This is a genomic window from Streptomyces sp. NPDC060002, assembly GCF_042737245.1.
Lineage (GTDB): Bacteria > Actinomycetota > Actinomycetes > Streptomycetales > Streptomycetaceae > Streptomyces.
In genome coordinates this window covers 13,204-27,173 of sequence record NZ_JBHWUW010000058.1, presented here as the reverse complement: position 1 = coordinate 27,173, position 13,970 = coordinate 13,204, and the positions used below count along the sequence as shown (strand labels likewise).

11 protein-coding genes are annotated in these 13,970 nt (G+C 69.6%); 9 read left to right on the top strand and 2 right to left on the bottom strand.

All coding sequences use genetic code 11. The features are described from left to right. The first annotated feature begins 79 nt into the window (after positions 1-79). The 4 genes from secD to ACFWBD_RS34475 all read left to right on the top strand — a co-directional run bounded on the left by secD (position 80) and on the right by ACFWBD_RS34475 (position 6,232). The gene (gene secD / locus ACFWBD_RS34490) at positions 80-1,858 is read left to right on the top strand and encodes a protein translocase subunit SecD (protein ID WP_385675728.1); all 1,779 of its coding nucleotides are present in this window, start codon (positions 80-82) and stop codon (positions 1,856-1,858) included. Between the two features lie 3 nt (positions 1,859-1,861). After that, a complete protein-coding gene (gene secF / locus ACFWBD_RS34485) occupies positions 1,862-2,974 on the top strand; it encodes a protein translocase subunit SecF (protein ID WP_385675725.1) in 1,113 nt (370 codons plus the stop codon). After that, complete coding sequence (locus ACFWBD_RS34480; RefSeq protein WP_171396126.1) at positions 2,971-3,519, top strand: adenine phosphoribosyltransferase; 549 nt, start codon at positions 2,971-2,973, stop codon at positions 3,517-3,519. The genes secF and ACFWBD_RS34480 overlap by 4 nt, the downstream gene beginning before the upstream one ends. Positions 3,520-3,700: 181 nt before the next feature. Further along, complete coding sequence (locus ACFWBD_RS34475; RefSeq protein ID WP_385675721.1) at positions 3,701-6,232, top strand: RelA/SpoT family protein; 2,532 nt, start codon at positions 3,701-3,703, stop codon at positions 6,230-6,232. Positions 6,233-6,315: 83 nt separating this feature from the next. Here ACFWBD_RS34475 and ACFWBD_RS34470 read toward each other — a convergent pair whose 3' ends face one another. Together ACFWBD_RS34470 and ACFWBD_RS34465 are read right to left on the bottom strand one after the other, a co-directional pair. Continuing rightward, positions 6,316-7,545, bottom strand: coding sequence for a DUF349 domain-containing protein (locus ACFWBD_RS34470; protein ID WP_385675718.1), 1,230 nt, complete (start codon positions 7,543-7,545; stop codon positions 6,316-6,318). 157 nt (positions 7,546-7,702) lie between these two features. Beyond that, positions 7,703-8,518 carry a peptidylprolyl isomerase gene (locus ACFWBD_RS34465; RefSeq protein WP_385675715.1) on the bottom strand — a complete coding sequence of 272 codons (816 nt, stop codon included), beginning with the start codon at positions 8,516-8,518 and terminating at the stop codon, positions 7,703-7,705. Positions 8,519-8,698: 180 nt separating this feature from the next. Between ACFWBD_RS34465 and ACFWBD_RS34460 the strand changes: the two genes are divergently transcribed. From ACFWBD_RS34460 to rpsD, 5 genes are all read left to right on the top strand, one after another. After that, positions 8,699-9,415 carry an MBL fold metallo-hydrolase gene (locus tag ACFWBD_RS34460; protein WP_385675712.1) on the top strand — a complete coding sequence of 239 codons (717 nt, stop codon included), beginning with the start codon at positions 8,699-8,701 and terminating at the stop codon, positions 9,413-9,415. A 13-nt stretch (positions 9,416-9,428) separates the two neighbouring features. Next, the gene (gene hisS / locus ACFWBD_RS34455; protein ID WP_385675709.1) at positions 9,429-10,691 is read left to right on the top strand and encodes a histidine--tRNA ligase; all 1,263 of its coding nucleotides are present in this window, start codon (positions 9,429-9,431) and stop codon (positions 10,689-10,691) included. Between the two features lie 281 nt (positions 10,692-10,972). Continuing rightward, positions 10,973-11,632 (top strand): vitamin K epoxide reductase family protein, encoded by a 660-nt coding sequence (locus ACFWBD_RS34450; RefSeq protein WP_385675705.1) that lies wholly within the window; start codon positions 10,973-10,975, stop codon positions 11,630-11,632. Between the two features lie 59 nt (positions 11,633-11,691). Then, the gene (locus ACFWBD_RS34445; protein WP_385675702.1) at positions 11,692-13,047 is read left to right on the top strand and encodes a replication-associated recombination protein A; all 1,356 of its coding nucleotides are present in this window, start codon (positions 11,692-11,694) and stop codon (positions 13,045-13,047) included. Positions 13,048-13,348: 301 nt separating this feature from the next. Continuing rightward, the gene (gene rpsD, locus ACFWBD_RS34440; RefSeq protein ID WP_093775827.1) at positions 13,349-13,963 is read left to right on the top strand and encodes a 30S ribosomal protein S4; all 615 of its coding nucleotides are present in this window, start codon (positions 13,349-13,351) and stop codon (positions 13,961-13,963) included. The last annotated feature ends 7 nt before the right edge of the window (positions 13,964-13,970 follow it).

Genomic DNA, 13,970 nt, shown 5'->3' with positions numbered 1-13,970 from the left:
GCCAGGGGATCCCGACACCATGTCATGGCCGCCGCCGCGCTGACCCGGCGCGAGGTGGCCCGAGAGGGAGTACGAGAAGGTGGCAGCACCTAAGAAGGGCCGGAGCGCGAGTGCCCAGAGCAAGCCAGGGCGCTCGCTGGCCCTGATCCTGATCGCCATCGTGGGGCTCACCGCAGGCATGTTCGCCTCCGGTCACACCACTCCGCGTCTCGGCATCGACCTTGCCGGCGGTACCAGCATCACGCTGAAGGCGAAGTCGGACCAGGGATCCGCGATCAACAAGGCCAACATGGACACCGCGGTCGAGATCATGAACCGCCGTGTCAACGGGCTGGGCGTCTCCGAGGCGGAGGTGCAGACCCAGGGCCGCGACAACATCATCGTGAACATCCCCAAGGGCACCAACTCGGAGAAGGCCCGGGAGCAGGTCGGCACCACCGCCAAGCTGTACTTCCGCCCGGTTCTGGCCCAGGAGGCCACCGGCTCCGCCGCCGCCTCGCCGAGCGCGTCCCCGAGCGGCTCGTCCAGCGCCTCTCCGAGCCCCTCGGCGAGCGCCTCCGGCACCGGTGAGAAGGCGACCTCCTCGTCCTCCCCGTCGGCCTCCGCCACCTCGCAGGGCCGCGCCGTCACCGACGCGCTGAAGGCCGACTCCACCCCGTCGGCCTCCGCCAGCGCCAAGGCGAGCTCCTCGGCCAGCCCGTCGGCCTCCGCGAGCGGCGGCGCCGCCGTCACCGCGGACGACGCAGCGCTCCAGGCCAAGTACGCCGCCCTGGACTGCTCCAAGGAGTCGGTCCGCATCAAGGCCGGCGAGGGCGTCAAGCCCGAGGACACGACCGTGGCCTGCGGTGAGAGCGACAAGGTCTGGTACAAGTACCTGCTCGGCCCGGCCGCCGTCGACGGCACCGAGGTCGACAAGGCCCAGGCCGTCTACGACACGCAGACCGCCGCCGGCTGGCAGGTCACCATGGACTTCAACAAGTCCGGCGCCAAGAAGTTCGCCACGATCACCGGCCAGCTCGCGCAGAACACCCAGCCGCAGAACGAGTTCGGCATCGTGCTCGACGGCAACGTCGTCTCCAGCCCGTACGTGAGCTCCTCCATCACCGGCGGCCAGGCCCAGATCTCGGGCAGCTTCACGCAGGAGGAGGCCCAGGGCCTCGCCAACATGCTGTCCTACGGTGCGCTCCCGCTCTCCTTCGAGGAGCAGAGCGTGACCACGGTGACGGCGGCGCTCGGCGGTGACCAGCTGCACGCCGGTCTGCTGGCCGGCGCCATCGGCCTCCTGCTGGTCGTGATCTACCTGGTGGCCTACTACCGCGGCCTCGCGATGATCGCCCTCGCGTCGCTGCTGGTCTCGGCGGCCCTCACCTACGTGCTCATGGCGCTGCTCGGCCCGGCCATCGGCTTCGCGCTGAACCTGCCCGCCGTCTGTGGCGCCATCGTCGCCATCGGCATCACCGCGGACTCGTTCATCGTGTACTTCGAACGCGTCCGGGACGAGATCCGCGAGGGCCGTACCCTGCGCCCCGCCGTCGAGCGGGCCTGGCCGCGTGCCCGGCGCACCATCCTGGTCTCCGACTTCGTGTCGTTCCTCGCCGCCGCGGTGCTCTTCATCGTCACGGTCGGCAAGGTCCAGGGCTTCGCGTTCACGCTGGGCCTGACCACCGTCCTGGACGTGGTCGTGGTCTTCTTCTTCACCAAGCCGCTGATGACGCTCATCGCTCGGCGGAAGTTCTTCGCGAGCGGCCACAAGTGGTCCGGCCTCGACCCGAAGAGCCTGGGTGCCCAGCCGCCGCTGCGCCGCACCCGCCGTCCCGGTGGTCCTGCCGCCGGCCCCGTCGAGACGAAGGAGGCCTGAGCGATGTCGAAACTCGGTAACCTCGGCGCCCGGCTGCACCGTGGCGAGATCAGCTACGACTTCATCGGCCACCGCAAGCTCTGGTACAGCATCTCGATCCTGATCACCATCACGGCCATCGTCGGCCTGGCGGTGCGCGGCCTGAACATGGGCATCGACTTCCAGGGCGGCGCCGTCTTCACCACCGAGAAGACGAGCGTCTCCGTCTCCCAGGCCGAGGAGTACGCGAAGTCGGCGTCCGGCCATGACGCGGTCGTGCAGAAGCTGGGCAACGGCACGATGCGCATCCAGATCGCCGGCATGGACATCAAGCAGTCCAACGGGATCAAGACCGAGCTGGCCAAGGACTTCAAGGCCGACCCGGAGACCATTACCGCCGAACTGGTCGGTCCCAGCTGGGGCGACCAGATCGCCAGCAAGGCCTGGCAGGGCCTGGCGATCTTCATGGTGCTGGTCGTGATCTACCTGGCGATCGCCTTCGAGTGGCGCATGGCCATCGCGGCCCTCGTCGCCCTGATCCACGACATCACGATCACGGTCGGCATCTACGCCCTCGTCGGCTTCGAGGTCACGCCCGGCACGGTGATCGGTCTGCTGACGATCCTCGGTTACTCGCTGTACGACACCGTCGTGGTCTTCGACTCCCTCAAGGAACAGACGAAGGACCTCACGAAGCAGACCCGCTTCACCTACAGCGAGATCGCCAACCGGTCGATCAACGGCACCCTGGTCCGCTCCATCAACACCACGGTCGTCGCGCTGCTGCCGGTGGCGGGCCTGCTGTTCATCGGCGGCGGCTTCCTGGGCGCGGGCACGCTCAACGACATCTCGCTGTCGCTGTTCGTCGGCCTCGCGGCCGGCGCGTACTCGTCGATCTTCATCGCCACGCCGCTCGTCGCCGACCTCAAGGAGCGCGAGCCGCAGATCAAGGCGCTGAAGAAGCGCGTCCTGGCCAAGCGCGCCCAGTCGTCGGCCGAGGAGGCGCCCGCGCAGACCCGTGGCGACGACACCTACGGCGACGAGCCGGAGGACGCCGAAGCCGCGGTCGTCGGGCCGCGCAACCAGCCCGCGTCCCGGGGCCGGGGCCGTGGCCGTCCGTCGGGCAAGCGCCGATGACCGAGCTCACCGACATCACGACGCTGCTGCACAGCCGCATCCGTGACGTGGCCGACTACCCGGAGCCGGGTGTGATGTTCAAGGACATCACCCCGCTCCTGGCGGACCCGGTGGCGTTCACCGCGCTCACCGACGCGTTCGCAGGGATCGCCGAGCGCACCGGCGCCACCAAGGTCGTCGGCCTGGAGGCCCGGGGCTTCATCCTGGGCGCCCCGGTCGCCGTCCGGGCCGGCCTGGGCTTCATCCCCGTGCGCAAGGCGGGCAAGCTCCCCGGCGCCACCCTCGGCCAGGCCTACGACCTGGAGTACGGCTCGGCCGAGATCGAGGTGCACGCCGAGGACCTGTCCGCCGACGACCGGGTGCTGATCGTCGACGACGTCCTCGCCACCGGCGGCACCGCCGAGGCGTCGATCCAGCTCATCCACCGGGCGGGCGCCCAGGTCGCGGGCGTCGCCGTCCTGATGGAGCTGGGCTTCCTCGACGGCCGTCCCCGCCTGGAGGCGGCCCTCGGCGGAGCGCCTCTGGAGGCGCTGCTCACGATCTGAGCGCGGTCCCAGAACCGTCGTACGCCAAGTGGGCGGGCCCGGAGGAATCCGGAGCCCGCCCCTTGTGTTTCTCCGGTAGACGGCCCTCACATCAACCTGAAGGCGATCCTGGAGCTCAGGATCGCTACGATGGGTGTTCCGGAGCCTGACCGGGGACCCGGATCGCGCACGAGGAGTCCTCTTGCCAGACGAGGCCCAGCACCTGACCGCCGCCAAGCCCGAGCCCGCCTCGGGTTCCGCGGCCACGCCCGTGTCGCCCGCGTCGCACGCGAAGGACGACAGTCGTGGGGCGGTCGAGCACGACCGATCCGCGCCTGTCGACAAGCCCGCCGAGCAGCCCCGGCCCAAGCCGGCCCAGCCCGAGGGCTCCTCGGCCGCGCCCGCCGGCCGCCCGGCCGCCGCGCAGCCCCCGGCCCGCTCCGGCTCCTCCAACCGCGTCCGCGCCCGCCTCGCCCGGCTCGGCGTCCAGCGTCAGAACCCGTACAACCCGGTCCTGGAACCGCTGCTGCGGATAGTGCGCAGCAACGATCCCAAGATCGAGACGGCGACGCTGCGTCAGATCGAGAAGTCCTACCAGGTCGCCGAGCGCTGGCACCGCGGTCAGAAGCGCAAGAGCGGCGACCCGTACATCACGCATCCGCTCGCGGTGACCACGATCCTCGCCGAGCTGGGCATGGATCCGGCCACGCTCATGGCGGGCCTGCTGCACGACACCGTCGAGGACACCGAGTACGGCCTGGAGGACCTGCGCCGCGACTTCGGCGACCAGGTCGCCCTGCTGGTCGACGGCGTCACGAAGCTGGACAAGGTCAAGTTCGGCGAGGCCGCGCAGGCCGAGACCGTGCGCAAGATGGTCGTCGCCATGGCCAAGGACCCGCGCGTCCTGGTCATCAAGCTCGCCGACCGGCTGCACAACATGCGCACCATGCGTTACCTCAAGCGCGAGAAGCAGGAGAAGAAGGCGCGCGAGACCCTCGAGATCTACGCGCCGCTCGCCCACCGTCTCGGCATGAACACCATCAAGTGGGAACTGGAGGACCTCGCCTTCGCGATCCTCTACCCCAAGATGTACGACGAGATCGTACGGCTGGTGGCCGAGCGGGCACCGAAGCGTGACGAGTATCTGGCCATAGTGACCGACGAGGTCCAGGCCGACCTGCGCGCCGCCCGCATCAAGGCGACCGTGACCGGCCGCCCGAAGCACTACTACAGCGTCTACCAGAAGATGATCGTCCGCGGCCGTGACTTCGCGGAGATCTACGACCTGGTGGGCATCCGCGTCCTCGTGGACACGGTCAGGGACTGCTACGCGGCCCTCGGCACGGTGCACGCGCGATGGAACCCGGTCCCCGGCCGGTTCAAGGACTACATCGCGATGCCCAAGTTCAACATGTACCAGTCGCTGCACACGACGGTCATCGGCCCCAACGGCAAGCCGGTCGAACTCCAGATCCGCACCTTCGACATGCACCGCCGCGCCGAGTACGGCATCGCCGCGCACTGGAAGTACAAGCAGGAGGCCGTCGCCGGCGCCTCCAAGGTGCGCTCGGACCAGCCGAGGACCACCGGCAAGGACGACCACCTCAACGACATGGCGTGGCTGCGGCAGCTCCTCGACTGGCAGAAGGAGACCGAGGACCCCGGCGAGTTCCTGGAGTCCCTGCGCTTCGACCTGTCGCGCAACGAGGTCTTCGTGTTCACGCCGAAGGGCGACGTGATAGCGCTGCCGGCCGGCGCCACGCCCGTGGACTTCTCGTACGCGGTGCACACCGAGGTGGGCCACCGCACCATAGGAGCCCGCGTCAACGGACGCCTCGTCCCGCTGGAATCGACCCTGGACAACGGCGACCTGGTGGAGGTCTTCACCTCCAAGGCGGCCGGGGCCGGGCCGTCCCGGGACTGGCTGAACTTCGTGAAGTCGCCGCGCGCCCGCAACAAGATCCGGGCCTGGTTCTCCAAGGAGCGCCGCGACGAGGCCATCGAGCAGGGCAAGGACGCCATCGCCCGCGCGATGCGCAAGCAGAACCTGCCGATCCAGCGCATCCTCACCGGTGACTCGCTGGTCACGCTGGCGCACGAGATGCGCTACCCGGACATCTCCTCGCTGTACGCGGCGATCGGCGAGGGCCATGTGGCCGCGCAGAACGTCGTGCAGAAGCTGGTGCAGGCCCTCGGCGGCGAGGAGGCGGCCACCGAGGAGATCGACGAGACGGTCCCGTCCCGCACCCGCGGTCGCAAGCGGCGCAGCAACCAGGACCCCGGTGTGGTCGTCAAGGGCGTCGACGACGTCTGGATCAAGCTGGCCCGCTGTTGTACGCCCGTGCCCGGCGATCCGATCATCGGCTTCGTCACGCGCGGTAGTGGCGTATCGGTTCATCGCAGCGACTGCGTCAACGTGGAGTCACTGTCCCGCGAACCGGAGCGCATCCTCGAGGTCGAGTGGGCGCCCACCCAGTCCTCGGTCTTCCTGGTCGCCATCCAGGTCGAGGCCCTCGACCGCTCCCGCCTCCTCTCGGACGTCACACGGGTGCTGTCCGACCAGCACGTCAACATCCTGTCCGCGGCGGTCCAGACCTCCCGCGACCGGGTGGCCACCTCCCGCTTCACCTTCGAGATGGGCGACCCCAAGCACCTGGGACACGTCCTGAAGGCCGTACGCGGCGTGGAGGGCGTCTACGACGTGTACCGGGAGACATCGGCGCGCAGGCCGTAAGCGAGCACACGAGAGGCCCCCGTACGCGATGTACGGGGGCCGCTTCGATGTCCGGGCCGCGGTCGCGGCTGCCGGTCGGATCTTCAGCCGCCGAACTCCTGGAGGCCCTTCAGAGCCTGGTCCAGCAGCGCCTGACGGCCTTCCAGCTCACGCTCCAGCTTGTCGGCTCTCGCGGAGTTGCCCTGCGCACGCGCCTGGTCGATCTGCGTCCGCAGCTTGTCCACGGCGGCCTGGAGCTGACCGGTCAGACCCGCGGCACGCGCGCGTGCCTCCGGGTTCGTCCGTCGCCACTCGGTCTCCTCGGACTCCTGCATCGCCCGCTCCACGGCGTGCATCCGGCCCTCGATCTTCGGGCGGGCGTCGCGCGGGACGTGGCCGATGGCCTCCCAGCGCTCGTTGAGCGAGCGGAACGCGGCACGCGCCGTCTTCAGGTCACCGATCGGCAGAAGCTTCTCGGCCTCCTCGGCCAGCTCCTCCTTGAGCTTCAGGTTCTCCGTCTGCTCCGCGTCCCGCTCGGCGAACACCGAGCTGCGGGCGGCGAAGAAGACGTCCTGGGCGCCGCGGAAGCGGTTCCACAGGTCGTCCTCGTGCTCGCGCTGGGCGCGGCCGGCGGCCTTCCACTCCGCCATCAGCTCGCGGTAGCGAGCCGCCGTCGGACCCCAGTCCGAGGAACCGGACAGCGCCTCGGCCTCGGTGACCAGCCGCTCCTTGGTCCGCCGGGCCTCCTCGCGCTGCGCGTCCAGCTGCGCGAAGTGCGCCTTGCGGCGCTTGGAGAACGCCGAGCGCGCGTGCGAGAACCGGTGCCACAGCTCGTCGTCCGACTTGCGGTCGAGACGCGGCAGACCCTTCCAGATGTCCACCAGCGACCGCAGCCGCTCACCGGCGGCCCGCCACTGGTCGGACTGCGCCAGCTGCTCGGCCTCGGTGACCAGGTCCTCCTTGGCCTTGCGGGCCTCGTCGGACTGCTTGGCCCGCTGCTGCTTGCGCTCCTCGCGCCGCGACTCGACGGTCGCCACCAGCTTGTCCAGCCGGTCCCGCAGCGTCTGAAGATCACCGACCGCGTGGTGCGCGTCGACCTGCTCGCGGATGTGGTCGATCGCGACCTGGGCGTCCTTCGTCGACAGATCGGTGGTCTTCACTCGCTTCTCGAGGAGGCCGATCTCGACAACCAGGCCCTCGTACTTGCGCTCGAAATAGGCCAGCGCCTCCTCGGGGGAGCCTGCCTGCCAGGAGCCGACCACCTGCTCGCCGTCGGCCGTACGCACGTACACGGTCCCCGTCTCGTCGACGCGGCCCCACGGGTCGCTGCTCACAGCGCCTCCTCCACATGATGCCTCCGAGGGGCTTCAGCGCCCCTGGGCATCGTCCACAGTTTCGTCACGGCCAACATAGGCGACCGGCGGGCCGCCTGTCCGCATCCAGCGCGACCGAAATTGCGCAGTTGACCGCCCCTTGGTCGGCAGATCGCCGTCAGGATTTCGTGACCGTCGCCTTGTTGACCACGACCGTCGCGTTCGGGGCTCCGTCACCGGCTCCCGTGTTCTCGCCCGCGGCGGCGATCTTCGCCAGGACCTTCATGCCGTCGGCCGACACGGTGCCGAAGGGCGTGTAGCTGGGCGGCAGCTGACTGTCCTGGTAGACGAGGAAGAACTGGCTGCCGCCGGTGTGCGCCTGACCGGTGTTGGCCATCGCGATGGTGCCCGCCGGGTAGATGTTGTTCTTGAGGGTGGCGTCCTTCAGGTTCTCGTCCGGAATGGTGTAGCCGGGGCCGCCGCTGCCGCTGCCCGTCGGGTCGCCGCACTGCAACACGTAGATGCCGCTCGTGGTGAGACGGTGGCACTTGGTGTGGTCGAAGTAGCCCTTGCCGGCGAGGAAGCTGAACGAGTTCACCGTGTGCGGCGCGGCCTTCGCCTTGAGCGCTATGCCGATGTCCCCGCACGTCGTCGCGAGCGTCATCGTGTACTTCGCCGACTTGTCGATCGTGACCGCCGGCTCCTTCTTCCAGGTCTGCGTCTTGACCGAGCCCGCGGCCGCCTTCTCGCACGGGTCCTTGACGGCGCTCGGCGTCGCGGACGGCGTCGTCTCCGAGCTCGCGTTCGCCTTGTCGTCGTCCTTCATGACGCCGGTCGTGTACAGCGCCACACTGCCGATGATGATCACGCCGAGGACCGACGCGATCACCGAGTTGCGCGCACGCGCCTTGCGTCGCGCGGAGGTGCGCCGCTGCTGTTGCCGCAAGAACTTCTCCCGGGCGAGCTGACGCTTCCGCTGTTCCTGGGTGACCACCGGGTTCTCTCCTCGTGCGTCTCGTACGTCGACTGGGACGCGTGCGTCTTGTGAGCCGACCGCCTGCGTGTGCCCCGTACCGTATATGGGTTCGCTGAGGAAACGGCAGCGCCGGTAGGCTCTGACCACTGGCGCAGCGGCCCAGAAGCCCACGCGTATCGACACAAACGAAGGACGATCGTGCTCATTGCCGGGTTCCCCGCCGGCGCCTGGGGGACGAACTGTTATCTCGTCGCCCCCGCCGCCGGTGAGGAGTGCGTGATCATCGACCCCGGCCACCAGGCGGCCCCAGGAGTCGAGGAAGCGATCAGGAAGCATCGGCTCAAGCCCGTCGCCGTCGTCCTCACCCACGGCCACATCGACCACGTGGCCTCGGTCGTCCCGGTGTGCGGAGCGCACGACGTACCGGCCTGGATCCACCCCGAGGACCGCTACATGATGAGCGACCCCGAGAAGGCGCTCGGCCGGTCCATCGGGATGCCGCTGATGGGCGAGCTGACCGTGGGGGAGCCGGACGACGTCCGTGAGCTGACCGACGGCGCCGGGCTGGACCTGGCGGGTCTGCAGTTCTCCGTCGCCCATGCGCCGGGCCATACCAAGGGGTCGGTGACCTTCCGGATGCCCGAGACGGCCGACGTCCCGTCGGTCTTCTTCTCCGGGGATCTGCTGTTCGCCGGCTCCATCGGACGCACCGACCTGCCCGGCGGTGACATGGCCGAGATGCTCGACTCGCTGGCCCGCGTGTGCCTGCCGCTCGAGGACTCGACCGTGGTGCTGTCCGGACACGGCCCCCAGACGACCATCGGCCAGGAGCGCGCCACCAACCCGCATCTGCGGCAGGTGGCGGCCGGCGGCCAGGGAGCGGGTTCGCACACCCCTCCCCGACGAGGAATGTGACGAGAGACCTTCCGTGAGTACCTTTCAGGCCCCCAAGGGCACGTACGACCTGATTCCGCCGCGCTCCGCGAAGTTCCTCGCGGTACGCGAGGCGATCGCCGCCCCGCTGCGCAACTCCGGCTACGGCTACGTCGAGACGCCCGGCTTCGAGGACGTCAACCTGTTCGCCCGCGGTGTGGGCGAGTCCACCGACATCGTCAGCAAGGAGATGTACGCCTTCGAGACCAAGGGAGGCGACCGGCTGGCCCTGCGCCCGGAGGGCACGGCGTCCGTGCTGCGCGCCGCCCTGGAGGCGAACCTCCACAAGCAGGGCAACCTGCCGGTCAAGCTCTGGTACTCGGGCTCGTACTACCGGTACGAGAAGCCGCAGGCGGGCCGGTACCGGCACTTCTCCCAGGTCGGCGCCGAGGCGATCGGCGCGGAGGACCCGGCGCTGGACGCCGAGCTGATCATCCTGGCCGACCAGGCGTACCGGTCGCTGGGGCTGCGCGACTTCCGCATCCTCCTCAACAGCCTCGGCGACAAGGAGTGCCGCCCGGTGTACCGGGAGGCGCTCCAGAACTTCCTGCGGGGCCTGGACCTCGACGAGGAGACGCTGAGCCGCGCGGAGATCAACCCGCTGCGGGTCCTGGACGACAAGCGCGAGGCGGTCCAGAAGCAGCTCGGGGACGCGCCGCTCCTGCGCGACTACCTCTGCGACGCGTGCAAGGCGTACCACGAGGAGGTCCGTGAGCTGATCACGGCGGCGGGCGTGGTCTTCGAGGACGACCCGAAGCTGGTCCGCGGCCTCGACTACTACACCCGCACGACCTTCGAGTTCGTCCACGACGGACTGGGCTCCCAGTCCGCGGTGGGCGGCGGCGGCCGCTACGACGGTCTCTCCGAGATGATCGGCGGCCCCGCGCTGCCGTCGGTGGGCTGGGCGCTGGGCGTCGACCGCACGGTGCTGGCGCTGGAGGCGGAGGGCGTGGAGCTGGAACTGCCCGCCGCGACCTCCGTGTTCGCCGTCCCGCTCGGCGAGGAGGCCCGCCGGGTCCTCTTCGCGAAGGTCACCGAACTGCGCAAGCTCGGCGTCGCGGCCGACTTCTCCTACGGCGCCAGGGGGCTCAAGGGCGCCATGAAGAGCGCCAACCGCAGCGGGGCCCGCTACACGATCGTCGCCGGCGAACGCGACCTCGCAGAGGGCGTCGTCCAGCTCAAGGACATGGCGTCCGGCGAGCAGACGGCGATCGGCGTCAACGAGATCGTGGCGGAACTGGAGTCGAAGCTGGGCTAGCGGGCGCGCAAGCCCGAGGAAGGCGCCGGGTCGGACGACCCGGCGCCTTCGTCATGGGCCGGGGCGTCAACCTGGCGGGCACCCGTTCGTCCTCCGGAGGGGCGCCTTCGTCCGAGCGGCACGCGTGCGTGCCGGTGTGCGCCTGGCCTTGGCCGGAACCGAACGCCGGGGGGCGTCCTTACGTACTTCCTTATGCGCACCGAACGGTGCGCACCCGGTCCGGTGCGGCACAATGGCCCCTGCCCGAGGATGGTCCAACTCTCAAGCGACGGATCGGCGTGATGAGCAAGACGACAGTCAAAGACGTCTCCACGGAGTCCGAGCCCGAGCGCGTCACCGCGACCGAGCCCCGGACCGTGGGCGGCAGCCGTGCGTTCGCGATCCTGCTGCTGATCACCGGTGCCGCCGGTCTGCTCGCCGCCTGGGTCATCACGCTCGACAAGTTCAAGATCCTCGAGGCCAAGGTCGCCGGCACGACCTTCACGCCCAGTTGCAGCATCAGCCCGATCATCAGCTGCGGCAGCGTCATGGAGAGCAAGCAGGCCGCCGCCTTCGGTTTCCCCAACCCGATGCTCGGCCTCGTCGCCTACGGCATCGTGATCTGCGTGGGCATGAGCCTGCTGACCCGGGTCGCCTTCCCGCGCTGGTACTGGCTCACCTTCAACTTCGGCACCCTCTTCGGCGTGGCCTTCTGCACCTGGCTCCAGTACCAGTCCCTGTACGAGATCAACGCCCTGTGCCTGTGGTGCTCGCTTGCCTGGGTCGCGACGATCACCATGTTCTGGTACGTCACCTCGTTCAACGTGCGCAACGGCCTGCTGCCCGCCCCGGGCTGGCTGAAGCGCTTCCTCGGCGAGTTCACCTGGGTCCTGCCGGTCACCCACGTCGGCATCATCGCCATGCTGGTCCTGACCCGCTGGGGCGCGGACCTGTGGGCCTGAGCCGCGTACCGGACAGGCGTCGGACGTCACTGTCAGACCTCTGACGTAGGCTCCGACGTGTGGAGCCCGACCTGTTCACCGCCGCAGCCGAAGACCGCCAGGAGAAGGACCCCGCCGGGAGCCCCCTGGCGGTCCGGATGCGCCCGCGCACCCTCGACGAGGTGGTGGGCCAGCAGCACCTGCTGAAGCCGGGCTCACCCCTGCGCCGCCTGGTCGGCGAGGGTGCCACGGGCCCGGCGGGCCCCTCCTCGGTGATCCTCTGGGGACCGCCCGGCACCGGGAAGACGACTCTGGCGTACGTCGTCTCCAAGGCCACCAACAAGCGGTTCGTCGAACTGTCGGCGATCACCGCGGGCGTCAAGGAGGTCCGCGCGGTCATCGACGGCGCCCGCCGCGCCATCGGCGGCTACGGCAAGGAGACCGTCCTCTTCCTCGACGAGATCCACCGCTTCAGCAAGGCCCAGCAGGACTCCCTCCTGCCGGCCGTCGAGAACCGCTGGGTGACGCTGATCGCGGCGACCACCGAGAACCCGTACTTCTCCGTGATCTCGCCCCTGCTCTCCCGCTCCCTCCTGCTGACCCTCGAGCCCCTCACGGACGACGGTCTGCGCGACCTGGTCAGGCGCGCCGTGGCCGACGAACGCGGCCTCAAGGGCGCCGTCACCCTCCCCGAGGACACCGAGGCCCATCTGCTGCGCATCGCCGGCGGCGACGCCCGCCGGGCCCTCACCGCCCTGGAGGCCGCCGCCGGGGCCGCCCTGGACCAGGAGGAGACCGGGATCAGCCTCCAGACCCTGGAGCAGACGGTCGACCGCGCGGCGGTGAAGTACGACCGTGACGGCGACCAGCACTACGACGTCGCCAGCGCCCTCATCAAGTCCATCCGCGGTTCGGACGTCGACGCGGCCCTGCACTACCTGGCCCGCATGGTCGAGGCCGGCGAGGACCCGCGCTTCATCGCCCGCCGCCTGATGATCTCCGCCAGCGAGGACATCGGCCTGGCGGACCCGAACGCCCTGCCGATCGCGGTCGCCGCCGCCCAGGCCGTCGCCATGATCGGCTTCCCCGAGGCCGCGCTCACCCTCAGCCACGTCACCATCGCCCTCGCCCTGGCACCCAAGTCGAACGCCGCGACGACCGCGATCGGCGCCGCCCTGGACGACGTACGCAAGGGACTGGCCGGTCCGGTGCCGCCGCATCTGCGCGACGGGCACTACAAGGGCGCCGCCAAGCTGGGGCACGCGCAGGGGTACGTGTATCCGCACGACCTGCCCGAGGGCATCGCCGCCCAGCAGTACGCCCCGGACGCCATCAAGGACCGCGAGTACTACGAGCCCACCCGGCACGGCGCCGAGGCCCGCTACGCGGACGCGGTGGAGTGGACCCGGCAGCACCTCGGTCGCGACGGGTCCTGAGCACCCTGTAGACTCGCCCGAAGTGCCGCGTCCCGTGCAGTCAGAACAGGACGGTCGGCCGGAGCACCGGTCCTCGGACCTCGCTCCAGGAGCGTCGCGCACCGTCGAAGGTGTCGCGGGCAGCCCATCACCACTCGGAATTCCGAGAACGGTCGATGGGCAACTCGCGTGCTGCACGTATGTGCCCAGACCAGGGGAGCGGCTGCCCGACAGGTTCCACGCGGACCCGACGGGTTTCCCCGGCTGCGGATGCGACCTCCCTTAACCCTGACAAGCCGGAAATTCTGGAAAGTGAGAGATCGTGGCGAACCAGCCCCGTCCCAAGGTCAAGAAGTCGCGTGCCCTCGGCATCGCGCTGACCCCGAAGGCCGTCAAGTACTTCGAGGCCCGCCCCTACCCGCCGGGCGAGCACGGCCGTGGCCGCAAGCAGAACTCGGACTACAAGGTCCGTCTGCTCGAGAAGCAGCGTCTGCGCGCGCAGTACGACGTGTCCGAGCGCCAGCTCGTCCGCGCCTACGAGCGTGCCTCCAAGGTCCAGGGCAAGACCGGTGAGGCCCTGATCATCGAGCTCGAGCGCCGTCTCGACGCGCTGGTCCTGCGTTCGGGCATCGCCCGCACGATCTACCAGGCCCGTCAGATGGTCGTCCACGGCCACATCGAGGTCAACGGCCAGAAGGTCGACAAGCCGTCCTTCCGCGTCAAGCCCGACGACGTCGTCATGGTCCGCGAGCGCAGCCGCAGCAAGACGCTGTTCGAGGTCTCCCGCGCCGGTGGCTTCGCCCCCGACGGCGAGACCCCGCGCTACCTCCAGGTGAACCTCGGCGCCCTGGCGTTCCGCCTGGACCGCGAGCCGAACCGCAAGGAGATCCCGGTGATCTGCGACGAGCAGCTCGTCGTCGAGTACTACGCCCGCTGATCCCCTT